A 26,233-nucleotide genomic window follows, 5' to 3' on the forward strand; every position below is an offset into this window, starting at 1 on the left:
TGATCCATCGGGAAAAGCTAGCCGAAAGCTCTTATCTTTGCAAACTATTAACATATTTTAAGCCCATGCCACGTCTCCTGGCGATCGACTACGGTGCCAAACGCAGCGGATTAGCTGTTACCGACCCGTTGAAAATCATCGCAACTGCGCTCGATACAGTACCCACGCATCAGCTCACCGATTTTCTCAAAAAATACACATCGGGTGAGCAAGTGGAAGCATTTGTGGTAGGAATGCCCAAAAAGCTCGATAATACCGACAGCGAGAATGCGGCCCGGGTTTCAGCATTTGTAAAGACATTACAAAAAGCATTTCCCGAAATCCCTGTGCATTTGCACGACGAGCGGTTTACCTCATCCATGGCATTACAATCCATGATCGTCGCGGGATCGAAGAAAAGCGACAGGCGGGATAAGGGCAATATCGATAAGGTTAGCGCCACGATCATCCTCCAATCGTTCATGGAAAGCAGAAGGTAGAATTTGTAAGTAGTACATATTATATAGGAAGCAAAAGTTTAATAAGCATGATTTATCCAATAGTTGCATACGGTGACCCGATCCTGAGAAAGCCAACCCGTTTTATCGAGAAAGATGAAGTGGATTTGAAGAAACTTTCGGAGGATATGTTCGAAACCATGCACGGCGCGAATGGCGTAGGCCTGGCGGCGCCGCAGATCGGTCTGAATATCCGCATTTTCGTAGTAGACGGTACGCCGTTCGCTGAAAGAGATGAGGAAGACGAAGACGACGAGCCGGATTTGTCATTGGTCGATTTTAAAAAGACGTTCATCAATCCCGAGATACTGGAAGAAACCGGTGAGGAATGGGCATTCGAGGAAGGCTGCCTAAGCATTCCCGGCATCCGCGGCGATGTGTACCGTCCCGAAACGCTGCGCATCCGCTACCGCGATCTCGACTGGAACGAGCACGAGGAAACCTATTCCGGAATGGCCGCCCGCATTATCCAGCACGAGTACGACCATTTGCTGGGCAAGCTGTTCGTGGATTACCTGCCTACACTGAAAAAGCAGTTCATCAAGAAGAAACTAACCGATATCTCCAAAGGAAATGTAGATGCGGATTATCGTATGCGTTTCCCAAGCCGTCGATAGGTTCTAATCATTATATATCCGGTAATGCAGGAAAATAAGGAAACACTATCCGTCACATTGGTCCAGGCTGATCTGCATTGGGAAAATGTGACGGCCAACCTGGCCACATTCGAAGAAAAGCTGGCCGCATTGCCGGAGCCGGTGGACATGATCGTACTTCCGGAAATGTTCAATACCGGTTTTACGATGAATACCGCACTCGCGGAACCGATGAACCTCACCACCACGCGCTGGATGAAGCAGATCGCGAAACAGCACAATGCATTGGTGGTGGGAAGTTTCACAGTAAATGAAGGTGGGAATTTTTATAACCGCCTCCTGTGCGCACGTCCGGACGGCGTGCTCGCACATAGCGATAAGCGGCACCTTTTCAAAATGGGAGGGGAGCGCGACCATCATACCGCCGGCAATGCACGGCTGACGATCGAATGGAAGGGCTGGAAAATCTGCCCGCTGGTTTGCTATGATCTCCGGTTCCCGGTTTGGAGCCGTAACCTGCAAAGCGATCCTTATGACATCTTATTATATGTAGCGAACTGGCCCACGCGCCGCGCGCATGCGTGGACCACGCTCCTGCAAGCCAGGGCGATCGAAAACCAATGCTATGTGATAGGCGTGAACCGCGTCGGGAGCGATGGAAACGGGCTGGAATACAAGGGAGATTCCGCGGCACTGGATTATCTGGGTGAGCCAGTGGTATTGCTCGGAAATCAGGAGGCCGAAAAGATCGTCCACATTTCAAAGGCGGATTTGATGGCTTACCGGCAAAGTTTCCCCGCATTGTCGGACGCCGACGATTTCGAGATCCGTTGTTGATGTATAGGACATTGTGTCCTATACTTACTCAATCACTTTGGGTACCATTATATAGGTACTATTTTTCGAAGGTGCATTGAAGAGCGCTTCCTCGCGGGTGAGCGTATTGGCACCTTTATCCTCGCGCCAGTTATTTTCTTCATCGAGCACGTGCGTCAAAGGCTCCACTCCCTGCGTATTGATTTCATTGAGCTGGTCCATCCAGGTAAGAACCGAGTCCATACTCTGCAAGAGCGCCGCTTCTTCCCCGGGCCTGATCTCCAATCGTGCGAGGTGCGCGATCTTTTTGAGCGACTCCTGATCGATCTTCATGTATTTTAAGAATTTGTTAAGTTAACAGACATGCTATCTGCGGAAAGCCAAAATTACCGGATTTTTGTCATTCCGCTAGTGGTAAGCTTCGGGAAATTAAGTGACGAGCGGTTGCAAGGCCGAAAAAATCGGGACGCGGGCAGGATTGATTTAGTCAAATTTCAGGGTTCGGCTGAAAATCGGCACCACTGAAATTTAAAATTGTTGTTAAGACACATAGTAGGAGAAAAATAATATTTGCTTTTCTAGGGTAATCTTGAAATATTTTGAAACGCAAATCTCCTCACTAAAAAACATGTTGCTACATATGAACGCAAAGAGTACAATTATATAGAGGTTTGAGGGTAACCGTTATATCCTTAGAAGTCAGTATTAAAACTAGAAATTTTACTAAAAATAGAAGGGAGGGCATTCTTTAAATTATGCAATTCGGAATCGTTTCGGAGAAAAATCTGAGAAAAAATCTGCCGAAACGCTTGCTTTTTTTTAAAAGGAAAACTCATACTTTTGTAGATGTCGTTTATCCGAAAAGCATTCAAAATTTTATTTTACGAAAACCAGTTTAAACCAAAAGTTTTATTTAATTCACAACCAAAATCTCAATTTAACCTTTAAAAGTAAGTCTGATGGAAAAGAAAGCTACAAGTCCGGCACCAGCTCCAAAGCCTGCTGCGGCAGCAACTAAAGGCAAAGGCGGTTTGAACCCGGCATTGGTAATCCCTCTCCTTTTTGCGATTGCACTTTGTGTTTACATTTTCGTTCTGGGTGCTCCGGAACACTTTAAAGACGGTGATCACGAAAAAGGGCCTATCGATGGTGATTACTACGGAATCGTTTACAAGGGAGGTCCTATCGTACCGATCTTGATGACGTGTTTCCTTATTGTATTGACCTTTACAATCGAGCGTTTGATCACTTTGAACAAAGCTAGCGGCTCAGGCAGCATTGATTCTTTCGTTCGCAAAGTGAGAAGCCTGCTTGACAAAAACCAAATCGAAGAAGCGATCAAAGAATGCGATAAGCAAAAAGGATCTGTTGGTAACGTTATCAAAGCAGGTCTTTTGAAATACAAGCAGTTGACTACTGAAACTGCGCTTGACAAAGAGCAAAAACTGGCGGCTCTTCAGAAAGAGATCGAAGAAGCTACTACACTTGAACTTCCAATGCTTCAGAAAAACCTGACCATCATCGCTACACTCGCGGGTGCTTCTACCCTCTTGGCGCTTTTGGGAACGGTAATCGGTATGATCAAGGCGTTCGCGGCTTTGGGTACATCAGGTTCTCCTGACTCCGCTGCTCTTGCAACTGGTATCTCTGAGGCCCTTATCAATACCGCATTGGGTATCGGTACTTCGGCTATCGCGACTATCTCTTACGCTTACCTGAACAGCCGTGTTGACGATCTTACTTACAGCATCGACGAAATTGGCATGAGCCTTCAGTCGAACTTTGCTGCACATTATTAATAGTTCGCTGAACTATTTTATAGTGAAGTTTCGTTAATATAAAAAAAACTTATATATTTGTATGGGAAAGGTAAGGCCTAAGAAACATGCGCCGCATACTGATATGACGGCCATGACGGATGTTGCCTTCTTGCTCTTGACGTTCTTCATTATGACGGCGACTTTTAAGTCGAACGATGCAGAGATTACAACACCTACATCGATTTCGCAGATCAAAGTGCCAGATGATAAGATCATGGTCATTAGCATTGACAAAGCAGGGAAAGTGTTCTTTGGTGTTGACGCCCAGCCTACTCGCGCTGCGATGCTGGACAACATTGGTCAGGCCAAAGGCATTACATTCACTGATGCCGAGAGAACTAAGTTTGCACTGCAGTCAAGCTTCGGTTTGCCCCTGAATCAGTTGAAGCCCTGGTTGAACATGCCGAAAGAGCAGATGAGCCAGGTGAAGCAACCAGGGATCCCGGTTGACTCCACAGGCGCAAGCGAATTGGCAGACTGGGTTTATGCTGCACGTAAAGCGGATAGCCAGCTACGTATCGCATTGAAAGGCGACAACCTGTCGAAATTCCCTGCGTTCAAAGACGTGCTTGCTAACCTGCAGTCGCAGAACATCAACAAGTTCAACCTGATCACAGGTAGCGAACAAGCACCGGCCGGTTACACAAACGAATAATGTTATCATTTAATAATTAGAAGAAATGGCAGCAATTGAAGAATCCGGTGGTGGTGGGCACGGTAAAGGTGATGGTAAGGTAAGGGCCAAGAAAATGTCCACCCGTGTGGACATGACTCCCATGGTAGACCTAGGATTTTTGCTAATCACCTTTTTCATGCTGGCGACAACAATGTCGAAACCGACATCCATGTCGCTCGCTGTGCCTGACAAAACCGAAGATCAGGAAAAGCCGACAGAACCTTTGAAAGCGTCGAAAGTATTGACCCTGTTTATGGGTGCGAACGATGACGTTTACTATCTGGATGGTATCGCTGCAGATGACGATAAAGCAAAGACAGATATGAAAACAACCCGTTACGGGTTCGATCTGAGAAGTGTGATTTTCGCGTCTCAAAAGCGTATCAACGCAGCTAATCCAAAGGATAAAGACGGTAATGAAGCGTTTGTAGTGGTAATTAAGCCAACGGCGGTATCTACCTATAAAAATATGGTAGACGTACTCGACGAAATGGCGATCACAAAGACCAAGCGTTATGCACTCGTAGATGCCTTGACCGATTCGGAAAAGACTCTTTTGGGTGACAAAATCAAACCATAAAATTAGTTTCAAACAAAATTAATCACAGCGCCATGGCAGAAATCAGCCCGAATGCAACACTGGATGATATAGTGTTTGCGGATCGTAATAAGGCGTACGGTGCATTTTCACTTCGTCAAGGATATCGCAGAGATGTGACGAAGGCTACTTTACTCGGAGCTGCGCTTTTTGTCCTTGCCATGTTTACACCGTCGATCATCAACAGCTTGACGGCCGGTAAGGAAGAAGAGGCACCGATGGTTGAAGTGGATTTGATGAAAATCCCGCCGCCACCAATTGACCCGGCAGAACCACCACCACCGCCACCACCACCAGTGGAAGCACCTAAGGTGAACACGGTGAAGTTCTTGCCTCCTGAGGTTAAGAAAGATGAAGAGGTTCCCGAAGAGGTACCACCACCAACAGTGGAAGAAATTAAAGAAGCTGTTGTTGCGGACAAAACCATCGAGGGTGACCCTAACGCGAATGAAATCATTGTTGCACCCGAAGCTGTTGCGGCGCCTAGCAAAGGAACAGTAGTAGAGGCAGCCCCTGAGCCTGAAAAGGTATTTACAGTGGTTGAGCAACAACCGGAATTCCCGGGAGGTACCGCAGAAATGTACAAGTACCTTGGAAAAAACATCAAATACCCAAGTGCTGCATCCCGTGCTAACGTTTCCGGAAGGGTTTTCATGTCCTTCGTTGTGAACACTGACGGAAGTATCCAGGACGTAGCTGTTTTGAAAGGTTTGGGTTTTGGTTGCGATGAAGAGGCGATCCGCGTAGTGAAAGCTATGCCTAAATGGAAGCCAGGAAAGCAGTCAGGACGTGCAGTTCGTGTTAAATACAACCTGCCAATCAACTTCCAATTGGAGTAAGGCATGAGGGAGAAACCATTGCACGAGAAGCTCGGTGATCTGACCTCTTCGGTAATGGCTCTGGCATACGTAGGAGGAGGGGTCTTTTTGATCCTCTCCTCCTTCTCATTTAGATTGTTGCCGATCGGCAGCATCTGGCGGTATGCTTTTGCTGGCACGCTTATTTTATACGGAGCCTACCGGGGTTACAGAGTGTTGAGAAAAAACCAGGACGACGAGTCATGAAAAAGAGATTGGCAGGATTGCTGCTGCTGGCAACGCTCGGTATAGCAGGATTACTCAGATGTACCTCGTCCAGCGGTGACCTGGACAATCCGCGGCAGGGAACGATCACGATTGCGGCCGACGAATCTTTCAAACCGCTGATCAACTCGCTGACGGGTGCCTATGAGGGAATTTATCCCAACACGCACTTTAACGTAGACTATAAGCCGGAGCAGGAAGCGATCCGCCAGCTATTGAATGATAGCGCAAGGATTATTTTCGCGACGCGCCAGTTGAACGAGAAAGAGCTGGACATTATCAAGAAGCAAAAGGGCAGTCAGAAGTTTCAGCATATCGCAACCGACGGACTTGCCCTGGTAATCGGCAAGAGCAATACGGATAGCCTTATCACGCTTCCAGAGCTGAAAGCGGTCATGGAAGGTAAACTTACCGACTGGTCGCAGATCAAAGGTGGACAAGAGGGATTGATTACACTGGTTTTCGATAATGCCAATGCAAGCAACCTGAACTTCGTTCTCAACAAGTTTGGCATTAAGGATATCCAGAAGCTGAGGATTATTTCAGCAGGATCCAACGAGAATGTAATCAAGGACGTAAGGGAGAACCCGACCCATCTCGGGTTTATCGGGGTGAACTGGATCAGTGACGGACATTCGCTGGCTTCGGAAGAGCTTTCAAAGGGTATCCGGGTAATGGGAGTTGCGAAAGACGCCCAGCCTGATTCACTTTCGGACTACATCCAGCCATTTCAGGAAGGATTGGAGTTCAAACGCTATCCTTTGCACAGGGATCTATATATCATCAGCCGGGAAGGATACTCGGGGCTTGGAGGTGGGTTAATGACCTACATTGCCCGGGATGTCGGCGGGTTGATTATTCAAAAAATGGGTTTACTGCCTACCGTAGTTTACCCGCGAGAACTTGAAATTAAGACAGAGTTATAGTACAGTAAACAATTAGTAGATTTGGGGCTTGTTATTGAAAAACCAAGTTTTTTATCATTATTTTAACCGGGTAAAAAATGAACAGAAACATGAGAATGAAATTAGTAGCATTGGTATTTGGTTTATTAGCGTTTGTTAACTTACACGCACAGACGGTACAGGACGGGTTGGCATTAATTAATGGAGAACGTTATAATGAGGCAGGCGCTGCGTTCAAAAAGCTTGCCGAAGGAACCCCTTCTGCTGATAACCAATATTACCTTGGTTATTACTATATCAAAACCAATCAACTGGATGAGGCGCAGAAAGCATTCGAAAAAGGTCTGTCGCTGGACGAAAAGTCTTACCTGAACCAGGTAGGTCTTGGAACCATTGCATTGTCGAAAGGCGATCGTGCAAAGGCGAAAGAATTGTTCGATGTAGCTGAAAAGAAAAACAAGAAAGATGCAGAAGTTCTTTTCAGAATAGGTGAGGCTTATACATTGTTTGAAAAAAATAATGACCCTGCCGAAGCGATCCGCTTGCTCGACCTGGCGATCGCACGCGACAAGAACCTGGCTGACGCGTACATCGCGAAAGGTGATGCGTTGATGCTGCGTAACGAAGGTGGTAATGCTGTAACAGCTTACGAATACGCGCTGACGGCGAAACCAAACTATGCGGTTGCTCACAATGCGATAGGTTCTGTTTACCTGCGTGGTAAAAACTATAACCTCGCTTTGGAAAACTACAAAAAAGCGATTGATGCGGATGCGAACTTCGCTCCCGCTTACAGAGACCTTGCTGAATTGTATTTCTGGGCTCAGAAGTTCAAGCAGGCTGCTGAAAACTTCGATTTGTACCTGCAAAAAAGCGGTAGCACGGACCCTGAAATGAAGCTTCGTGGTGCTCAGTTTGCATTTACTGCTGACGACTACAACAAATCACTTCAATTCCTGGAAGAAGCAAAAGGTAAGATCAACAACCCGATCATCAAGCGTATGTATGGTTGGGCTTATTTTAAAACCAACAAGCCTGACGAAGCAATCCAGAATCTGGACGAGTTTATCAAAGGATCTCCTGAAAAAGTAATCGGTGACGATTACAAATATCTTGGCCGTGCGCTTAACGCGAAATCAACAGATGGCAAAGGCTACGACTCGCTGGGTATGGAGTATATCAAAAAAGGTGCTGCTATGGACACCAGCAAAGTTGAAGCTGCTGCTGCTTACAAAGAAGTTGCCGGCTTATATTACGCTGCGAAAGATTTCCCTAAGGCTGCTGCTGCTTACGAACAGGGTAATTCACTGGATACAGCCAAAGCAAGCGCCAATGATTACTACTATGAAGGTCTTTCTAACTTCCAGACTGCTCAGGCTATCGTTGTTCCGAAAACAGGTGATCCTAACTTCGCCGACAGCGTGAAAATTGCAACTGACAAGCGTAACCTGTACCTGAAAGCAGATTCGATTTTCGCAACTGTAACGCAGAAATTGCCAGATTGGCCATACGGTTACTACTGGCGTGCAAGTACGCTTTACAATGCGTACGACAGACAAGAGAATGTTGACAAAGGCATCTCGCAGCCATACTATCTGAAATTGGCAGAATTAGCTGAAAAAGATCCAGATCCAAACAAGTACAAGCCGTATTTGAAGTTTGCGTATCCGTACCTTGCATTCCACGCGCAGTCTACATTGAAAGACGAAGCGAAAGCGAAGGAATATTGGGAGAAGCTGCTTAAAGTAGATCCGGATAATGCCGCTGCGAAAGAAGCATTAGGATTGGCGGTTGCTCAGCCGGCAGCACAACCTGCTGCGGCTGGTACGGCAGCGAAGCCTGCTCCGAAGAAGAAATAAGTCTCCAAAAAGGCTAAAAGCAAGAAAGCCGCCCGAATCCGGGCGGCTTTCTTTTTTCTTAAGCTCTCGATTATCAAATGGTAATTTGTTGTTGCTAATTCAATGAGGAAAGTCGTTCAAAACACGTGTTCAACACCGGAAGGTGAACGGTTGCATAATGGTCGTAACACCATTGCCTAAGCCTTTTGATCTCAGCGGGCATTAACATGCGTATCGCTTTTCTGAGTTCTTTTTCAAATAATTTGCGGTCGAAGCTGACTTTTTGGAGAATAATTTTAATGTATTCAAGCATCGAGGCCATAGTATTATGTAGTTTTGTGGTTTAGGGACAACGAATAAAACAAAGAGAAACCCTTAAAACGCTTCGTTTTCAGCAATTCCAATAAAGATAACGAAAAACTGAAATGAAATTATATGCGTTATTAAATATTTTTTTGTGTTTTTTTAGTATTTCCCTGGCGCAATCCCCAGAAAATGCCGCTACAATCGAGTATGGATCGAAAAATCTCACGCTGGATCAACCGTTCCTTGTATCGGTAGTTTTACGGGATGTGGAGACAAGGCCATCGGTTATCTTCCCCGAAATCAAGGATTTGGAAAAGCGCAGCAAGTCGGCCACGAGCTCGGTGAGCACGGTGGACGGCCGGAAGGTAGTAATCCAGACTATCACGCAGGAATATTATGCGAACAAGGCCGGTAATTACCTCATTCCCGAGTTTACGCTGACAGTTAACAATACCAAACTGCGCTCGGAGGAGACGATGGTTGTGTTCGCCCGGTCGGGAGAGGAGTCGGGTGGTGCGCTGGCAACGGAAACCATGGATGTGGAAGAAGTAGATGATAACAGCCAATCGGTTTTTTTATCGGTACAGACTGATAAGAAGCAGGTTTACATCAGGCAGGGCTTCGCAGTACGCATATCGCTGTACATCGCCGAAAATGCGCCGGTGCAAATGGAGTTTTACCGTTTCAACGAACAGTTACAGGGCATTTTGAAAGCGATAAGGCCTGTAAATTGCTGGGAAGAGAATGTGGGTGTGGAGGAGATCATCAAACGGAAGGTGACTATCAGGGGCCGGAAATTCGCCGAGTATAATATGTATCAGGCCCGTTTTTTCCCTATTACTACGGAAGATATAAAGTTGCCCGCGGTGAAGCTGGATATGCTGGTGACTGAAAGCGGACGGGCGGTGAATGTGGATAAAAAGTCTATAAAAGGGTTTTATTCGAGGCCGTTAACGGTAGTGGTAAAGCAACTTCCCGATCATCCGCTTCGCGACCAGGTCGCAGTTGGTCAATATAGTTTGAAGGAGAGGTTATCGAGCGATCTGGTTTATCCGGGAGAGAGCGTCCGATACATGTTCAAGGTGGAAGGAGTGGGCAATATTACAGCGATCCCCGCGCCCGTGATCCAGGCAAGTTCTTCCTTTGATATATATCCGCCCGAAGTTAGCCAGATCACCAAGCGAAGTTACCAGAGCGTGGTTGGCGAAAAGACGTTCAACTATTTTGTAGTTCCGCGGAAAGATGGCGAATTCCCATTGAGCCGGTATTTTCACTGGATATATTTCAATGTGGAAAAAGCAAAATACGATACACTTACCTCCGCGGCATCGCTGGAAGTGAGGGGAGAAGACTACAAATTGACTAACTTGTCGCTTTCGGGCTCGTCGGGGTTGTACGATAACCTGGAAAACCTCGACAGTGGGCGCGAGACGATCGATTATAAAAAGATTTTGAAGGATTTAACCAACATCGTAATCGTGTTGTTGTTGGTAACAATGATTTGGGTATTTAGAAAGTAAGTTAATGGGCAGTACATACGGCAAGATATTTAAAATAGCCACTTTTGGCGAATCGCACGGAGTAGGGATCGGGGTAGTGATCGAAGGCTGTCCGGCAGGCGTGAATTTCGACTCGGATTTCATACAAAGCGAACTGACCCGCAGAAAGCCGGGACAGTCGAGAATTACGACGCAACGCAAGGAGGCCGACGAATTTGAAGTACTTTCAGGAGTATTTGAGGGAAAAACGACCGGTACGCCCATCGCGATGGTGATCCGGAACGAGGACCAGCGGAGCAAGGATTACTCGCATATAGCGGCGCAATTCAGGCCTTCCCACGCCGATTATACTTATCAGGTCAAATATGGCGTGCGCGACTATCGCGGAGGCGGGCGCAGTTCTGCGCGCGAGACGGCCGCACGCGTAGCCGCAGGCGCACTCGCGAAGCTTATGCTGGCCGAACTGGGCGTAAGCATTCAGGCTTATGTGTCGCAAGTGGGTACGATGAAATTGGAGAAGAGCTACCAGGAGCTGGACCTTTCGGAAACTGAGAACAATGCAGTACGCTGCCCGGACCCGACAATGGCCCAGCAAATGTTCGACTATATCGACGGCATCCGTAAACAAGGCGATTCCATCGGCGGGGTTGTCAATTGTGTAGTAAAAGGAACGCCCGCCGGTTGGGGAGAACCTGTGTTCGACAAGCTTCATGCGGAACTCGGCAAAGCTATGCTGAGCATTAATGCAGTGAAAGGTTTTGAATACGGCAGCGGCTTCGACGGGGTATTGCTACCCGGCTCGCAACACAACGATGCATTCTATACCGATGAAACTGGTAATGTTCACACACGTACCAACCATTCCGGTGGAATTCAGGGCGGCATTTCAAATGGCGAGGACATTTATTTCCGCACGGCATTCAAACCTGTTGCTACCATTATGCAGGACCAGGAGAGCGTAGATCAGTTCGGGAATGTGGCCATTGTACAAGGAAAAGGCCGTCACGACCCATGTGTAGTACCGCGCGCAGTGCCTATCGTAGAAGCGATGACGGCGTTGGTACTGGCGGATTTTTACCTGAGAAACAGGTCGGCGAAATTGTAGTCAGGCTTTGTGCCGCCTGCGGCGCTGGTTGAGGTAAAGTACCAGCCAAATGGTACCTATGAATTCGATCGCAAGCCCGCTCAGAATGACCGGGTCACTGAACTGGGTTTTGGATGCGTTTAAAAACGAACCGGTTGCCAGCACGATCATACCGGCAAGAAGGATAAGTAGAGCGTTTCTCAGGCTTAGTTTCACTGACTACATATTTCGTTCAACAATAAGTATCGTCAAGAATTCCCTAACCGAATATATACATTCGCTTCGAGAAATACTATTAAAACGCAAAATGGCCCGTTGAGGGCCATTTTGCGTTATTGGTCTTGAATTATATCACCTGAGTTTTACCCGGGATTGCCACAGGATAAAGCCCGTCAGGACCCGGCACAATTTTCGGAGACGCATCCCATGCAAGTTTGTCAGGGAACAGGTTGATATCGGAGTTCAACGCTTCTTCCCATTTGATCTGCTTACCTGAGTAGGTCGCCATACGGCCCATAATGGAGGTCATGGTACTTTTCGCACCGTTTTCTGCATCGGCAAATTTGTATTCCCCTTTTGCAATGGCGGCGAACAGTTCGTCGTGCTCTACCTGGTATGGGTTTCTGTAATTGGAGTTGTCGTGGTGGTAAATCACGCCGCCTTTGTAGTCTTTCAGGATAGTCTTCTTGTCGTCGAAGCTGTCGATACGGCCTTTTGTACCTACGAATGCCTCGTCAACGCGGTTCCAGGTTCCTTCGAACTGGCGGCACTGGCTTGAAATTACTGTACCATCCGCATAAACCAGGTCGAGGGTATGGTGGTCGTAAATCTCGCCATAAGCCTTACCTGTACGAACCTGACGTCCGCCTGTGCCCTGGATCGAAACAGGATAGCCGTTTTTCACCCAGTTGGCGACGTCGATATTGTGTACGTGCTGCTCCGAAATGTGGTCGCCGCAAAGCCAGTTGAAGTAATACCAGTTTCTCATTTGGTATTCCATTTCAGTCTGGTTGGGCTGGCGCTCTTTCATCCAGGGGCTGCTGCCTACCCAATACACCTGGCCACCTACGATATCACCCAGCGCGCCGTCGTGAATGCGTTTGATCGCCTCGCGGTAGTTGGCCTGGTAGTGGCGTTGCAAACCTACTACTACGTTCAGTTTTTTCTTTTTAGCTTCTTCTGCCAGTTCAAGCACTTTGCGGATACCGGGTGCGTCGGTTGCAACGGGTTTTTCCATGAAAATGTGCTTGTTATTTTTCACAGCCTCTTCGAAATGCGAAGGACGGAAGCCCGGAGGCGTTGCCAGGATCACTACATCCACATCTTTCAATGCGATGGCCTTCTTGAATGCGTCGAACCCAACAAACTTGCGGTCGTCGGGGACATCCACTTTCAGTTTAATATCAACAGGCTTTCCGGCAGCATCCTTGTATTTTTTAGCTGTCAGGTTTTTGTAGGCATCATCAAGACGGTCCTTGAAAGCATCAGCCATAGCCACGATCTGCACGTTTTGCGTAGTGCTCAATGCCTGTGCCGCCGCGCCGGTTCCACGTCCGCCGCAACCGATAAGGGCCACTTTGATGGTGTCACCAACCGCGCTGTTGTAGCCATAGCCGGCTAGCGGGCTCAGGATAGCACCGCCGGCGATCAGGCCCGATGCTTTCAAAAAATTACGTCTGTTTTGTTCCATTTCGAATTAAGAGTTTAAATATGATCAGTAGTCTTCAATCAACTTAGGGCTGTAATAAGCGTTAATCTCTTCTTGCGAAGGTACTTTTACAGGTCTTACAACGCGGAAACCCACAAACGACGCGCTGGTCATCCACCATTCCGATTTCGGCAATTGAGGGTCGAGGATTTTCCATTCAGGCTTGGAAGCCACGCGGGCTGCGCTGCGCAGATCGGCCGCCTCGTCGTCCCATGAACCGCCGCGCACGGAGGTAGGATACAGCTCGGTCACCGGAGCGAATGCTTCACCTTTTGGCTGTTTCGCGTAATAGTCAGGAATGTACTGGTCGAGCGTCCATTCCATTACGTTTCCGTGCATATCGTGCAATCCCCACGCATTCGGCTTTTTTGTTCCTACTTTTTTGTAAGCGGCATCGCTGTTTTTGCGGTACCATGCATAGTCGTTGATTTTGGATTCGTCACCGAAAGAATAAGGTGTGTTAGAACCCGCGCGGCAGGCATACTCCCATTCCGCTTCGGTTGGAAGGCGGTAGAAGATGCCGGTTTTTTCATACAACCATTTGCAGAAAAAGATTGCCGCATATTGCGTCATATTGATCGCAGGATAACCCGCGCGGCCCATTCCGAAAGACATGTCTACATAAGGAGGGGAGGGGCGGGTACTTGCGTCGGTTTTCTGAACGCTCTTGTCAGGATCCGGGTGACGGGCGCCCATTTCCTTTTCCATATTTTTGAAAGCGTACAAATCGTAAATGTCCCAGGTCATTTCAGTTTTGCCCATCCAGAAAGGTTCGATTTTCACCTTGTGCTGGGGACCTTCGTCGGCTCTGCGACCTTTTTCGCTTGCCGGGCTTCCCATCGTGTATTCACCGCCCGGTATCGCGACCATGTCGTACACCTGAGGGCTGCCTCCGATTTTTTGGGTATAGCTTTTAAAATTACTGTCCTGCGCTACTGCATTAAAACAAAGAAAAACGGTTAAGATTAGGTAAAGGGGTTGTTTGGACATGATAATGAATGTGTTCAATGGAACCATCTAACTGAATATAAGTGGCAATATTAGCCTATTTACCCTATGAAAGCGAATTTTTTCTTCGTTGTTTAATATCTGTCCTAACTTTGCATATACAGAATTTTAGATTTAATCATGAATTATCTTTCGGCGGAAAATATCGCGAAGTCATTCGGTGACCGGTGGCTTTTTAAGAATATCAGTTTTGGAATCAGCAAGGGTGATAAAGTAGCGTTGATCGGGACGAACGGAACGGGGAAAACCACATTTCTGAATATCCTGACGGGCAAGATTCCCGCCGATGAAGGCTCGGTAAGTATCCGCAAAGACATCCGTGTGGGCTATCTCGACCAAAGTCCTGCATTTGATGAAACGCTTACGGTACTGGATGTGATATTTTCTTCCAATAACCCGGTAGCACAGGTAGTGAAGCGCTATGAGCACGCTATTGAAACCGACAACCACGACGAGCTCTCGGAGGTGATGGAGGATATGGACAAGTTCAATGCCTGGGATTTTGAGTATAAAACGAAAGAAGTTCTCGGCCGCCTCGGTATTCACCATACCGACAATGCTTACGGAACGCTTTCAGGTGGCCAGCGCAAACGCGTGGCATTGGCGAAAGTGCTCCTCGAAGACCCCGACCTGCTCATTCTCGATGAGCCTACCAACCACCTCGACCTCGATACCGTCGAATGGCTCGAAGAATACCTCAATACTTCGAACACAACATTGCTGGTAGTAACCCACGACCGTTACTTCCTCGACACCGTCTGCAACCAGATGCTCGAACTCGACCACGGTTCGGCGTATACTTATAAAGGAAACTACTCGTACTTCCTCGAAAAGAAGGCCGAGCGTGAAGAGCTCGAAGCCGCGACCATCGATAAGGCGCGTAACCTTATGCGCAAGGAGCTGGAATGGATCAGAAAGCAGCCAAAAGCACGCGGTACGAAAGCAAAATACCGTGTGGACGCATTCGAAGACCTGAAAGAGAGAGCCAGCCAGAAGAAGTTCGATGTGCAAATGGAGCTCAATGTGCGCACGTCGCGCCTCGGCAGCAAGATTATCGAGCTGGAAAATATCAGCAAGGGCTTCGGCGAGCGCGAACTGATTAAAAACTTCGAATACACATTCCGCCGCGGCGACCGCATTGGTGTGGTAGGGAAGAATGGAATGGGCAAATCGACGCTGCTGAATATGATCACCGGCGAGTTGCAGCCCGATAAAGGCAAGATCAGTACCGGCGAAACGGTTCAGTTTGGCTATTACAAACAGACCGATCTGGTATTTAATGAAAACCAGCGGGTGATCGACATTGTCAAAGATGTGGCCGAAGTGGTTCAACTTGGGACCGGTGAAACCGTGACGGTGGGCGTGCTGTTGCAGGCATTTCTGTTTTCACCTTCGAAACAATATGATTTTATATCAAAACTAAGTGGAGGAGAACGCCGCCGTTTGCAGCTTCTGTTGATTCTGATCAAACAACCGAACTTCCTGATCCTCGATGAGCCTACGAACGACCTGGATATCGACAGTTTGAATGTGCTGGAAGAGTTTCTGCTCAATTTTCCGGGCTGCTTAATGATCGTTTCCCACGACCGCTACTTCCTGGATCGCCTCGTGCAGCATATTTTCGTGTTTGACGGAGAGGGTAAGATCAGCGATTTCCCGGGTAACTATACCGAGCTGAGGGATTACCAGGATGAGCAGGAGGCTGAGAAGAAAATAGCGGCCAATGCTCCGAAACCTGCCGCGCCCGTTGTAGCCGCTCCAAAAGAACCGGTAGCAGCTGCGCCGGCACCGCCCACTGCCACCAAGAGGAAGCTCAGTTATAAGGAGCAAAAGGAAATGGAGCAGCTGGAAGCGGATATTGCCAAAATGGAAGTGACTAAAACGCAATTGGTGGAGAACCTGAACAAGGGCGGCTCGCATGAAGAGCTGGCCAAATGGTCGAAACAGATCGAGGAAATAAGTGAGAGCCAGGTCGAGAAGGAAATGCGCTGGCTGGAACTATCGGAAAATGCTTAATTTTAAAAGGTCAACAAACCGGTAGCCGCGGAATATGAGCCGCGGCCCGACTTTTAGATTACTGATTATGGATTCAATTGTCGAGTTTTTCCAGTACATTCTCAATTCGGAGGAAATCATCCGTACCGGGGGGCTTTTGGTAATTACATTTATCGTGTTCGCGGAAAACGGCCTGTTTTTCGCATTCTTCCTGCCGGGCGATTACCTCGTGTTCCTGGCGGGGGTTTTCTGCGGTACCGGCATTCTCGACGTACCCATTCTCATTTTGCTGATCAGCATGCTGACGGCCGCGATATTGGGGTCGCTGGTCGGCTACATTTTCGGGAAGTATTTTGGTGATATGTTCAAAAACAGGCCGGATTCTTTCTTTTTCAAGAAAAAACACATCGAGACCACGCATAACTATTTTGAAAAATACGGCAGCAGGACGCTCATTATCAGCCGCTTTCTGCCTATCGTGCGCACATTCGCGCCTATACTTGCGGGGATTGTAAAAATGTCGTTTTCTTCCTTCCTGATCAACAATGTAGTAGGCGGGGCGATATGGATCTTCACATTAACCGGCGGCGGCTATCTTTTCGGTGAAAGATTCCCGTGGATCGTCGATTACGTGCAGTACATTATAATCTTCTTCCTGGCGATTACGACTTTCACCGTGATCAAGGGATATCTGAACGCGCGGAAAGGAATGGCGGAATAGAATCTCCTAGGCGGGCATTGGTAACACTTTTTCTCTTTTCGGTGCTCGCTGTTTCGGCAATGCCGACTTGCCTTTGAACAATACCGTCACTACAAGCGATATGTCCAGTTGCAGGCTGATCGCCAGCTTTTGCAATATCTGAATATCGAGCTTCCTCTTATTGTTTTCAATCCTGTTGACGACAGAAGCGGACACATTCAAACTAATTCCCAGCGCCTCCTGGGAAAGTCCCGCCCATTCTCTCAACTTCCTGAAATTACTTCCAAAATCTGTCATAGTGTGCTTCGTTATGAGTCGCTTGACAAATTTAACGGCTTTTTGAAATCGCCAAATAGCTCACGCCCGTTCCGCGCAATTATGTGCGGAAACCGCAAGCAGTCCTGCGCTTTCCGCAACAGCATCAGGTAATTAATTGATTTGCTTTGTGAGGTAGTTTCACATTGCGTAAAATGAGGAGGGTAGTTCATCAACAAACTTGACCAAATGCATTCAAAGGGGCTTTTCTCCTTAATGCATCATCATTTTCTCACACTTTAATCTTGATAATGTCATGAAAGAATTAAACACTAATTCTTACCGTTTACTGTTTACTGTATTTCTTTTCTGTGCAGCGTCAATTATCATCTCCTCTTGTAGTAAATACAACGATGACGTAAGCCCATCCACAACCGCTAAGACACCAGCTATGGCGACCGATGCCTACGCTAAGATGTCGGGCAACAATTTCGGATCGCTGGATTGCTCGACTTTAAATGAAAATGCCTTGAATACGAAGTACAGGAACAAGGCAATAGCCAAGTATGGAGCGGCTACTGGTCCGTGGTATGACGGTTTAGCCGCGTCCTACAAAGCCAATCCCAATCAGTTTTCATTGAATCAAGCCTACGCGAAAATTTATAATTACAAGCACCAGATCACCTATGGTGCATTGCTAGGTTTGATCGCCGGTGTGCCATTTGCTGCGATCGGAACTCTGCCAGCTGCTATTGGTGGAGCTGCTGTTGGAGGTTTTGTTGGTACTGTTGCTGGCATTAACAGATGCATGAAGGGAGGATATGTTTGTCTCGTCTCTTGTATATGAACTCTTTTAAATTGCCAATGGTCAGCCATGTTGTACGTCTTTCAAACCGCTTCAAACTTTCGATTATTATAGTCTTGTGGTTGATCGTGCCAGCGACTTCTGCTCAGAAGCCGTATTTTCAGATACAATCCGTCAAAACAAAACAGACTACCTATATTAAAAAAGGCCAGTTTTTGCAATGCATTCAAAAGAATGCCTTTGGGCAGGAGGAGTTTGTTTTTGGAGAGGTCACGGTCATAAGACATGATGGCGTTATGTTGCGGGATAACCCTTACATCCCCGGGAGTGGCGGTTTCGTTTTTTATGAGGACATTGTCAATATCGACAAAATCAAACTCATGAAGCGAGTTATGCTGCCGGCATGTGTCGCCGGTATTGCACTTGGAGGGTTGACGGTCGCTTTTCAGCTTTCAAAGCCTGTGTATCGGCCTTTGGGAGGTATTGCCACGTATTACGTAATGTATCGCGCAGTAAAACGCAAAAGAAAATCCCTATTTGAAAACCGTGTTCCGGAGGCCGTGATTCTGATTCCTCCGGGCGTGCCGGGGCAGGAGGATCATTATTTCAAACCATCCTCTTCCCTAAACCACCCCGAATAAACCAGATAGTTATTAGCCGTCCTGTCAATGGCCGCATTCAATTCCGGTGAAACGTCTTTCAGGTATTTGGCAGGATTTCCGGCGTAGATGGTTCCGGGAGGCACTTTGGTACCTTGGGTGACAATGGCTCCTGCTGCGATAATGGCCCCTTCACCGACAACTGCGCCGTCCATGACGATGGCACCCATGCCGATCAGTACGTGGTCTTCGATGGTGCAGCCGTGCACGATGGCATTGTGCGCGATGGAGACGTAATTGCCGATGGTGGTGGCGAAACGCTGGTAGGTACAATGGATCACGGCGCCGTCCTGAACATTGGAGTGATGCCCGATGCGGATACTGTTCACGTCCCCGCGGATTACCGCGTTGAACCATACAGTACAATTTTCGCCCATCACCACGTCGCCCACAATGGTAGCGTTTTCTGCAAACCAGCAACTCTCATGGAAGGTAGGGTGATGCCCGCGGACAGATTTTATCAATGCCATGATCTTATTTTTATTATATTTTGGGCAATATCCGTTTTTCAGTGCGAAAAATAAATATATTTCGTTGTTGAATTAATAATTTGCCAGGTCATGCCGTCAGCCGCGAAAGTTTCAAAAGGAAGCTTGCTCATCGCCAAGCCGTTTTTGGGCGATCCCAATTTTGAAAGGGGAGTAATCCTTATGTGCGAGCATAATGAACAGGGAAGCTTCGGTTTTGTATTGAACCAAACGACCGATTTGTTCCTCGGAGATGTGCTGGACGAGACCATTTACCAGGACATCCCGCTGCATCTGGGTGGCCCTGTCGAGAAAAATACATTGCATTTCATCCACCGCCGTCCCGACCTCGTTGCAGGCGGAACGGAGATCATGAAGGATGTTTTCTGGGGTGGTGATTTCGAGAATGTCAAGACGCTGCTGAACCTGAATACGCTGAAACAGGAAGATGTCATGTTTTTCATCGGGTATTCCGGATGGAGCGGCGGGCAGCTCGACGAGGAGATCAAACAGGACTCGTGGATTATTTCCAGTACCAACTCCGATTTCCTGTTTTCAACACCCGCAGGAAACTTCTGGCGCGAGATCCTGCGCACCATGGGCGGTGAATACCGCTCAATCGCACATTACCCTATCGATCCCCGCCTTAACTGATCAGTTCGGCTGGTTCAGGCCTTTCACCGATTCATAGTCCGACTTGATCCGTGCAACCTCGTGCGTGAGGAAATGCTGTAATTCCTCATTGAAAATCTTTTTTTCGTCATCAGGCAGCGACGCGTACAAATCTTTCAATTCCTGATTGATCGCCGCTCTTTCCTGGTCCGATCCCGCATTCATCGAGCGAATGTGAAACCGTTTGAAATCATATTTAGACATAGTTAAGAAAGGATAAGGTGCAAAAGTACCGAAAACCGCTTAGCTGCCGAAATCAGCCTTCATTCATCCATTCTATACATTCATCCAAAATCCCGGTCGGGCGCTGAACGTGAAAGGTTTTGCATATGTTTGTCGTTGATATGACAACTATCATTTTAAAATGAACAGAACCTTCTTTTTTATCATACTAACCTTTATACTTTTTGCCATCGACTGGTACGTCTGGCAAGGTCTGAAACTCGCCATCCGCAGCCTGAACCCATTAACACAACGCTGGATCGGAGGGGCATATTGGGCATTGACGCTCGTCACGCTCGGCGCATACATAGGAATGCAACTATTGCCGCCTGATTATTTCAAAAGCACCACCCGGACTTTCGTGGTTGCGTTTATCGCCATTCCCTATCTTTCTAAATTACTCGCCGTGGCGATTCTTTTGATAGACGATATCCGTCGCTTTTTTCAGTGGATTGTGAGCTTTTTCGCGCCTTCGGTAGCTACACCTTCCCCTGAAACCGGTGAGCCGACGATCCCGCGTTCCCAGTTCCTCGCGACGACCGCCGTGGTGGCAGGTGCAGGATTGATGGGAACATTTGCGTACGGCATTCTCTCGGGCGCGCACGATTACCGCATTCGTCGCGTGAAGGTGCCTTTGAAAAATTTGCCCCGGCAATTTCACGGCATGAAAATCGCCCAGCTTTCGGACATTCACTCGGGTAGTTTTTTCAATAAAACGGCTGTGAAGGGCGGGATAGAAATGTTGATGAAGGAAAAACCCGACATTGCATTTTTTACCGGCGACCTTGTCAACGACCGGGCGATCGAGGTGAAGGATTATATCAACATTTTCGATAAGGTAAAAGCGCCGCTCGGCGTCCACTCGGTGCTCGGGAACCACGATTATGGCGACTATTTCCATTGGGCCGATGTACGGTCGAAGACAGCGAACCTCGATGATCTGAAAAAAGCACATGAATTGCTGGGCTGGAAGCTGATGCTGGATGAAAACCGGGCCATTAAAGTAGATGGGGAATCCATCGGTTTGATCGGCATTCAGAACTGGGGTGCAGGTAATTTTGCCAAATACGGAAACCTGGAAAAAGCTTACGAGCATACTGACGATTATCCCGTCAAAATATTGCTTTCACACGATCCCAGCCATTGGGAAGCGCAGGTTTTGCCTAAATACAAAGACATCGATCTCGCGCTCGCGGGGCATACGCACGGGATGCAGTTCGGGGTAGAAATCGGGAAGGTGAGGTGGAGCCCGGTGCAATATCGGTACAAGCAATGGGCAGGGCTGTATGAGGAGAATGACCAGTATTTGTACGTTAATCGCGGTTTTGGCTACCTGGGTTATCCCGGCCGCGTGGGTATCCTGCCCGAAATCACGATCCTGGAATTGGTAAAAGCGTAAAATTTTCGGAAAATTGTGATAGGGTTAGCGCATTGCATACCGAAACCGGCGTGCATTGCGTTGCATTAGTAACCTTTGAAGATCCAACTATGAAACTGACGAAAAAAATTACCCCCTGGCTTCTCGTACTTGCATTGATGTGCAGTATTTCGGGTGTACAAACGGTTTCTGCCGCTACGGCTGCCACGCCGGAAGCTGCGAAAGTGGAATTGTTTGGTAAGAAGAAAAAATTCAAAGGTTACAAGAAGCCCAGGTCCAAAAAATTCCTTGGGATATTCAAACGAAAAACCGATTGCGGCTGCCCTAACCACTAGGAACTTCCCGCCGTTACATTTTGTACATATTCAAGAGTAAGCATAGCCATCAATCTCTGAGAGATTTGTTTGGATTTGCTTACTTTTGTATTTTAAAATCACCTAATAGCGGCATTCTCAGCCTAACTTGAATGAAAGTTAATCTTCGAAACCAGGACAAGTTTGAAAACCGTCACCACGGTAAAGATGAACAGGAATTGCAGGAAATGTTGAAGACTATCGGAGCCGGGTCAGTGGATGAACTGATTGACCAGACTCTGCCTTCTGCGATTCGTCTACAAAAACCATTGAATTTGCCGAGGCCCAAATCGGAGCAGGAGTTTTTACAATACATTAAAAGAATTGCTTCCAAAAATGCGGTGCTGAAATCGTACATCGGCACGGGCTACTACGACACAATCACACCGAACGTCATTCTCAGGAATATCCTCGAAAATCCGTCCTGGTATACTGCTTACACGCCTTACCAGGCAGAAATCGCACAGGGACGCCTTGAAATGCTTTTGAACTTCCAGACAGTCGTGACCGACCTGACGGGAATGGAGATCGCGAATGCATCGTTGCTCGATGAGGCAACTGCTGCCGCAGAGGCGATGACAATGCTGCACGCCGTGAAAGGCGCTTCCAGGAAAAAAGCCAATACATTCTTCGTATCGGAGCTTTGCCACCCCCAAACGATCGACCTCATTTACACCCGCGCAAAGCCTATCGGCATTGATGTAGTGGTAGGTAACCACGCGACAGTAGATCTTACCGACGAAAACATTTACGCCGCACTGGTTCAGTATCCTGCTACCAACGGTGAAGTAATCGATTATACCGACTTCATCGCTTCGTCACACGAGCTGGGCATTACCGTAGCGGTAGCAGCAGATTTGCTCGCATTGACATTGCTGAAATCACCGGGCGAGATGGGCGCGGATGTGGTGATAGGTTCATCGCAACGTTTCGGTGTACCAATGGGCTACGGCGGCCCGCACGCAGCTTACTTCGCAACCAAAGACGCATTCAAACGCCAGATTCCGGGCCGTATTATTGGCGTATCCGTGGATGGCGAAGGCAACCGGGCATTGCGTATGGCATTGCAGACCCGTGAGCAGCACATCCGCCGCGAGAAAGCGACTTCCAACATTTGTACCGCACAGGTATTGCTGGCCGTTATCGCCGGCGCCTATTCCGTATATCACGGACCTGAGGGTATTAAGAGCATTGCCGCACGCGTGCATGGCCTTACCCGTTTGTTTGTGGATACTGTCCGGAAATTCAATTATGAAGTTGTTACGGAAAATTATTTCGATACAGTAACTATCAAGACGCCGCTGACGCGCAAGCTGCGTGAGCAGTCGTTGAAATACGGCATTAACCTTTGCTACCACGGCGACGAAAGCTTTTCAATTTCTTTTGATGAGGCTAAAACTTTCGACGATGTGATCGCATTGCTGAATGTATTTGCAGAAGTCTCAGGCTTCCAGGGTGAAATGGTGATTGACGAGGAGCTTGAATTCTCGCTTCCCGAAAACCTGGTAAGGACGTCGGATTACCTGACGCACCCGGTTTTCAATACGCACCACACCGAGCACGAAATGCTGCGTTATTTGAAATCATTGGAAAACAAAGACCTTTCGCTGGTACACTCCATGATTTCGCTCGGTAGCTGTACCATGAAATTGAATGCAACTGCCGAAATGATCCCGCTTACCTGGCCGGAATTTGGCGGCATTCACCCGTTTGCTCCTACCAATCAAGTTGGCGGATACGCACAGCTGGTGAGCGAGCTCAACACCTGGCTTTGCGAAATCACCGGTTTCGCGGCGATGTCATTCCAGCCGAATTCAGGTGCACAGGGTGAATATGCGGGTCTGATGGCCATTCGTGCATACCATGAGAGCCGTGGAGAGGCACATCGTAATGTAGCATTGATCCCATCTTCCGCACACGGTACCAACCCGGCATCTGCTGTAATGGCCGGTATGAAAGTGGTGGTAACGAAATGCGACGAGCGTGGAAACATCGATGTGGAAGACCTGCGCGCGAAAGCGGAGCAACATGCCGGTGACCTGTCGTGTTTGATGGTAACTTACCCGTCGACGCACGGCGTGTATGAAGAAAGCATTATCGAGATCTGCGAGATGATCCATTCATTTGGCGGGCAGGTTTATATGGATGGTGCGAATATGAATGCGCAGGTTGGACTTACCAGCCCTGCCAGCATTGGTGCCGACGTTTGCCACCTCAATTTGCACAAAACATTCTGTATCCCTCACGGCGGCGGCGGCCCTGGCGTAGGACCTATCGGCGTGGCCGAGCATTTGATGCCGTTCCTGCCAGGTCACGTGAATTTCAGCACGCAGCCTGAGTACCTGCCAAACGGACAAGCCGGAGCAGTTTCTGCCGCGCCGTACGGTAGCGCAAGCATCCTGACGATCTCCTACGCGTACATCGCGATGATGGGCGGCGAGGGTCTTACCAATGCCACCAAATTCGCGATCCTGAATGCTAACTATATTAAGGAACGTCTGAACGGCCACTACGAAGTACTTTACACGGGCGCAAACGGCCGCTGTGCGCACGAAATGATCGTCGACTGCCGTGGCTTCAAGGCTGCCGGTGTAGAGGCTGAGGATCTGGCAAAACGTTTGATGGATTACGGTTTCCACGCACCGACTCTCTCATTCCCTGTTGCAGGTACATTGATGATCGAGCCAACCGAATCGGAATCGAAAGCAGAGCTGGATCGTTTCTGTGATGCGATGGTCGCGATCCGCAATGAGATCCGCGAGGTAGAAGAAGGCGTTGCAGACCGCACAGATAACGTTTTGAAGAATGCTCCGCACACGTCCCGCGTATTGCTCAGCGAAAACTGGACGCGTTCTTACAGCCGCGAAAAAGCAGCATTCCCGCTGCCATACCTGCGCTTCAATAAGTTCTGGCCAAGCGTTAGCCGCGTGGACAGCGCCTACGGAGATCGCAACCTGATCTGCTCTTGTATCCCGGTTGAGGCTTATGCGGAAGCAGAGGAAGCGAACTAAGGCGGAAATTCAAGCATAAAAATAGGGCGGCTCTCGTAATGAGGGCCGCCCTTGTTATTTCTTTTAAGTTTATGAGTTTAGAGTTTAATGTACTTTAAACTTTCGACTTTAAACTCCTCAACTCCTAGAAGTGCCGCTCGCCAATCTCCCGCTTGCCCAGCAACACAGCCCCCACCATCGCCACAAGCAATAGGATAGAAGCCAGCTCAAACGGCAACAAATAATCACGGAACAGCATATGGCCCAGGCTCTCGATCATACCGATCTGAGAATCGTAAGTTTGTGGATTGAATGGCTCGATGGCCGTTTTGCGGTAAGCGCCGAAAAGGATCACAAATACCGTCCCGCCTACTATCGTGGCGGCTATTTTGGTTAGATTGGTTTTCGATTCCTCATGGTCCTGCTTCATATTCAAAAACATGATCACGAAAAGGAAAAGTACCATAATGGCCCCCGCGTAAACGATAATGTTCACCGCAGCCAGAAACTGCGCATTCAACAGGATGTAATGCCCTGACAGCGTAAAAAACGTCAGGATCAGGTACAGTACGCTGTGAATGGGGTTACGCGATACCACGACCATCACCGCGCTCAGGATGGTCAGGAAGGATAGAAAGTAAAAAAATGATACTGCTGAATTCATAATGTTTGTAACTGCTGACAGTCTTGGTTTACCGATCAGGGAATAGCTCTTGGAACAACGTTGGTAACTTCACCGCTCGCTCTTTTGGCATCCAGCGCACGCGCTTCTTCCTTGGTCCAGGCTTCGCGGGTATAGCGGTTGTTCATATCTTCCACTAGCAGGTCTTTGCCCCAGATCACCTGGTCGCGTTCTGTAAACACGGGAACGAACTCGTCGTGACGCAGGTAAACGGCTTGTTTCGGGCAAGCTTCCTCGCAAAGGCCGCAGAAAATGCAGCGCAGCATATTCACTTCGTAAACCGCCGCGTATTTTTCTTCACGATAGAGGTTTTCTTCCCCTTTCACGCGCTCGGCAGCTACCATTGAAATCGCTTCCGCAGGGCATGCTACCGCGCACAAACCGCAGGCGGTACATCTTTCGCGACCATCCGCGTCTCTTTTCAGGATATGTCTTCCACGGAAAACCGGTCCCAGGTACCGCTTCACTTCCGGGTATTGGATCGTTACTTTCTTGGCAAAAAAGTGCTTGATCGTAATCGCCAGACCTGTTGCAATAGCAGGCAGGTAGGCGCGCTCCGCCAGCGTCATTTGTTTATTGCTTACTTGCTTTGAGCGATTTGTCAATTGCATGGCAATACGAT

At 48.1% G+C, this 26,233-nt stretch carries 30 protein-coding genes; 20 read left to right on the forward strand and 10 right to left on the reverse strand.

All coding sequences use genetic code 11. The annotated features are described in order from the left end of the window. Window positions 1–65: 65 nt before the first annotated feature. Genes ruvX through BLQ88_RS26570 form a run of 3 tightly spaced genes read left to right on the forward strand, consistent with a single transcriptional unit; the run spans window position 66 to window position 1,930 of the window. Complete coding sequence (gene ruvX, locus BLQ88_RS26560) at window positions 66–479, forward strand: Holliday junction resolvase RuvX (protein WP_090156044.1); 414 nt, start codon at window positions 66–68, stop codon at window positions 477–479. A 47-nt stretch (window positions 480–526) separates the two neighbouring features. Then, window positions 527–1,114 carry a peptide deformylase gene (gene def, locus BLQ88_RS26565; RefSeq protein WP_090156045.1) on the forward strand — a complete coding sequence of 196 codons (588 nt, stop codon included), beginning with the start codon at window positions 527–529 and terminating at the stop codon, window positions 1,112–1,114. Window positions 1,115–1,138: 24 nt separating this feature from the next. After that, complete coding sequence (locus BLQ88_RS26570; RefSeq protein WP_090156046.1) at window positions 1,139–1,930, forward strand: amidohydrolase; 792 nt, start codon at window positions 1,139–1,141, stop codon at window positions 1,928–1,930. Between the two features lie 24 nt (window positions 1,931–1,954). Here BLQ88_RS26570 and gatC read toward each other — a convergent pair whose 3' ends face one another. After that, window positions 1,955–2,242 (reverse strand): Asp-tRNA(Asn)/Glu-tRNA(Gln) amidotransferase subunit GatC, encoded by a 288-nt coding sequence (gene gatC / locus BLQ88_RS26575; RefSeq protein ID WP_090156047.1) that lies wholly within the window; start codon window positions 2,240–2,242, stop codon window positions 1,955–1,957. A 626-nt stretch (window positions 2,243–2,868) separates the two neighbouring features. Here gatC and BLQ88_RS26580 point away from each other — a divergent pair. The 7 genes from BLQ88_RS26580 (at window position 2,869) to BLQ88_RS26610 (ending at window position 8,849) form a co-directional block, all read left to right on the forward strand. Continuing rightward, window positions 2,869–3,708: a MotA/TolQ/ExbB proton channel family protein gene (locus tag BLQ88_RS26580; protein WP_090156048.1), complete on the forward strand. Its 840-nt coding sequence runs from the start codon at window positions 2,869–2,871 to the stop codon at window positions 3,706–3,708. Between the two features lie 61 nt (window positions 3,709–3,769). Further along, window positions 3,770–4,384 (forward strand): ExbD/TolR family protein, encoded by a 615-nt coding sequence (locus BLQ88_RS26585; RefSeq protein WP_090156049.1) that lies wholly within the window; start codon window positions 3,770–3,772, stop codon window positions 4,382–4,384. 25 nt (window positions 4,385–4,409) lie between these two features. Next, entirely contained in the window at window positions 4,410–4,985 is a 576-nt protein-coding gene (locus tag BLQ88_RS26590; RefSeq protein WP_090156050.1) for an ExbD/TolR family protein, read from the forward strand. A gap of 32 nt (window positions 4,986–5,017) precedes the next feature. Then, window positions 5,018–5,842 (forward strand): energy transducer TonB, encoded by an 825-nt coding sequence (locus BLQ88_RS26595; RefSeq protein ID WP_090156051.1) that lies wholly within the window; start codon window positions 5,018–5,020, stop codon window positions 5,840–5,842. A gap of 3 nt (window positions 5,843–5,845) precedes the next feature. Then, window positions 5,846–6,067, forward strand: a complete 222-nt coding sequence (locus BLQ88_RS26600; protein WP_090156052.1) for a hypothetical protein — start codon at window positions 5,846–5,848, stop codon at window positions 6,065–6,067. Continuing rightward, window positions 6,064–7,011, forward strand: a complete 948-nt coding sequence (locus BLQ88_RS26605; RefSeq protein ID WP_090156053.1) for a substrate-binding domain-containing protein — start codon at window positions 6,064–6,066, stop codon at window positions 7,009–7,011. Before BLQ88_RS26600 ends, BLQ88_RS26605 begins: the two co-directional genes overlap by 4 nt. An 89-nt stretch (window positions 7,012–7,100) precedes the next feature. Then, window positions 7,101–8,849, forward strand: coding sequence for a tetratricopeptide repeat protein (locus tag BLQ88_RS26610; RefSeq protein WP_229212875.1), 1,749 nt, complete (start codon window positions 7,101–7,103; stop codon window positions 8,847–8,849). Between the two features lie 94 nt (window positions 8,850–8,943). On the opposite strand, the gene BLQ88_RS37260 is transcribed toward BLQ88_RS26610, so the two are convergent. Beyond that, the gene (locus tag BLQ88_RS37260; protein WP_090156055.1) at window positions 8,944–9,150 is read right to left on the reverse strand and encodes a hypothetical protein; all 207 of its coding nucleotides are present in this window, start codon (window positions 9,148–9,150) and stop codon (window positions 8,944–8,946) included. A 103-nt stretch (window positions 9,151–9,253) separates the two neighbouring features. On the opposite strand from BLQ88_RS37260, the gene BLQ88_RS26620 reads away from it, so the two are divergent. Both BLQ88_RS26620 and aroC read left to right on the forward strand, forming a co-directional pair. Further along, window positions 9,254–10,654 carry a BatD family protein gene (locus BLQ88_RS26620; RefSeq protein WP_090156056.1) on the forward strand — a complete coding sequence of 467 codons (1,401 nt, stop codon included), beginning with the start codon at window positions 9,254–9,256 and terminating at the stop codon, window positions 10,652–10,654. A gap of 4 nt (window positions 10,655–10,658) precedes the next feature. Then, window positions 10,659–11,738 carry a chorismate synthase gene (gene aroC / locus BLQ88_RS26625; protein ID WP_090156057.1) on the forward strand — a complete coding sequence of 360 codons (1,080 nt, stop codon included), beginning with the start codon at window positions 10,659–10,661 and terminating at the stop codon, window positions 11,736–11,738. Here aroC and BLQ88_RS36515 read toward each other — a convergent pair whose 3' ends face one another. The 3 genes from BLQ88_RS36515 to BLQ88_RS26635 all read right to left on the reverse strand — a co-directional run bounded on the left by BLQ88_RS36515 (window position 11,739) and on the right by BLQ88_RS26635 (window position 14,442). Beyond that, a complete protein-coding gene (locus tag BLQ88_RS36515; protein WP_143016941.1) occupies window positions 11,739–11,933 on the reverse strand; it encodes a hypothetical protein in 195 nt (64 codons plus the stop codon). Window positions 11,934–12,063: 130 nt separating this feature from the next. Then, entirely contained in the window at window positions 12,064–13,407 is a 1,344-nt protein-coding gene (locus BLQ88_RS26630) for a Gfo/Idh/MocA family protein (protein ID WP_090156058.1), read from the reverse strand. A gap of 24 nt (window positions 13,408–13,431) precedes the next feature. Beyond that, window positions 13,432–14,442, reverse strand: coding sequence for a formylglycine-generating enzyme family protein (locus BLQ88_RS26635; protein WP_090156059.1), 1,011 nt, complete (start codon window positions 14,440–14,442; stop codon window positions 13,432–13,434). Window positions 14,443–14,553: 111 nt separating this feature from the next. Between BLQ88_RS26635 and BLQ88_RS26640 the strand changes: the two genes are divergently transcribed. Then, window positions 14,554–16,449 (forward strand): ABC-F family ATP-binding cassette domain-containing protein, encoded by a 1,896-nt coding sequence (locus BLQ88_RS26640; RefSeq protein WP_090156060.1) that lies wholly within the window; start codon window positions 14,554–14,556, stop codon window positions 16,447–16,449. A 67-nt stretch (window positions 16,450–16,516) separates the two neighbouring features. Then, window positions 16,517–17,149 (forward strand): DedA family protein, encoded by a 633-nt coding sequence (locus BLQ88_RS26645; protein ID WP_090156192.1) that lies wholly within the window; start codon window positions 16,517–16,519, stop codon window positions 17,147–17,149. Window positions 17,150–17,155: 6 nt separating this feature from the next. Here the strand turns inward: BLQ88_RS26645 and BLQ88_RS26650 are convergent, their stop codons facing one another. Then, window positions 17,156–17,425, reverse strand: coding sequence for a helix-turn-helix domain-containing protein (locus BLQ88_RS26650; protein WP_090156061.1), 270 nt, complete (start codon window positions 17,423–17,425; stop codon window positions 17,156–17,158). Window positions 17,426–17,699: 274 nt separating this feature from the next. Here BLQ88_RS26650 and BLQ88_RS26655 point away from each other — a divergent pair, with 274 nt between their 5' ends. Both BLQ88_RS26655 and BLQ88_RS26660 read left to right on the forward strand, forming a co-directional pair. Continuing rightward, window positions 17,700–18,230 carry a hypothetical protein gene (locus BLQ88_RS26655; RefSeq protein WP_090156062.1) on the forward strand — a complete coding sequence of 177 codons (531 nt, stop codon included), beginning with the start codon at window positions 17,700–17,702 and terminating at the stop codon, window positions 18,228–18,230. Beyond that, complete coding sequence (locus tag BLQ88_RS26660; RefSeq protein WP_229212877.1) at window positions 18,227–18,829, forward strand: hypothetical protein; 603 nt, start codon at window positions 18,227–18,229, stop codon at window positions 18,827–18,829. The genes BLQ88_RS26655 and BLQ88_RS26660 overlap by 4 nt, the downstream gene beginning before the upstream one ends. Here the strand turns inward: BLQ88_RS26660 and BLQ88_RS26665 are convergent. Beyond that, window positions 18,790–19,317: a gamma carbonic anhydrase family protein gene (locus BLQ88_RS26665; protein ID WP_090156063.1), complete on the reverse strand. Its 528-nt coding sequence runs from the start codon at window positions 19,315–19,317 to the stop codon at window positions 18,790–18,792. The genes BLQ88_RS26660 and BLQ88_RS26665 overlap by 40 nt on opposite strands. A gap of 90 nt (window positions 19,318–19,407) precedes the next feature. On the opposite strand from BLQ88_RS26665, the gene BLQ88_RS26670 reads away from it, so the two are divergent. Then, on the forward strand, window positions 19,408–19,968 hold the full coding sequence (locus BLQ88_RS26670; RefSeq protein WP_090156064.1) for a YqgE/AlgH family protein: 561 nt from the start codon (window positions 19,408–19,410) through the stop codon (window positions 19,966–19,968). Here the strand turns inward: BLQ88_RS26670 and BLQ88_RS26675 are convergent, their stop codons facing one another. Continuing rightward, window positions 19,969–20,190, reverse strand: coding sequence for a hypothetical protein (locus BLQ88_RS26675; protein ID WP_176885122.1), 222 nt, complete (start codon window positions 20,188–20,190; stop codon window positions 19,969–19,971). 160 nt (window positions 20,191–20,350) lie between these two features. Here BLQ88_RS26675 and BLQ88_RS26680 point away from each other — a divergent pair, with 160 nt between their 5' ends. From BLQ88_RS26680 to gcvP, 3 genes are all read left to right on the forward strand, one after another. Then, on the forward strand, window positions 20,351–21,607 hold the full coding sequence (locus tag BLQ88_RS26680) for a metallophosphoesterase (protein WP_090156066.1): 1,257 nt from the start codon (window positions 20,351–20,353) through the stop codon (window positions 21,605–21,607). Between the two features lie 89 nt (window positions 21,608–21,696). Beyond that, window positions 21,697–21,921, forward strand: coding sequence for a hypothetical protein (locus BLQ88_RS26685; protein ID WP_090156194.1), 225 nt, complete (start codon window positions 21,697–21,699; stop codon window positions 21,919–21,921). 131 nt (window positions 21,922–22,052) lie between these two features. After that, window positions 22,053–24,950, forward strand: a complete 2,898-nt coding sequence (gene gcvP / locus BLQ88_RS26690) for an aminomethyl-transferring glycine dehydrogenase (protein WP_090156067.1) — start codon at window positions 22,053–22,055, stop codon at window positions 24,948–24,950. A gap of 124 nt (window positions 24,951–25,074) precedes the next feature. Here gcvP and BLQ88_RS26695 read toward each other — a convergent pair whose 3' ends face one another. Both BLQ88_RS26695 and BLQ88_RS26700 read right to left on the reverse strand, forming a co-directional pair. After that, complete coding sequence (locus tag BLQ88_RS26695) at window positions 25,075–25,593, reverse strand: NADH-quinone oxidoreductase subunit J family protein (protein ID WP_090156068.1); 519 nt, start codon at window positions 25,591–25,593, stop codon at window positions 25,075–25,077. Between the two features lie 35 nt (window positions 25,594–25,628). Beyond that, complete coding sequence (locus BLQ88_RS26700) at window positions 25,629–26,222, reverse strand: NuoI/complex I 23 kDa subunit family protein (protein ID WP_090156069.1); 594 nt, start codon at window positions 26,220–26,222, stop codon at window positions 25,629–25,631. Window positions 26,223–26,233: the final 11 nt, after the last annotated feature.

The sequence above is a fragment of the Dyadobacter soli genome, from assembly GCF_900101885.1.
GTDB classification, from domain to species: domain Bacteria; phylum Bacteroidota; class Bacteroidia; order Cytophagales; family Spirosomataceae; genus Dyadobacter; species Dyadobacter soli.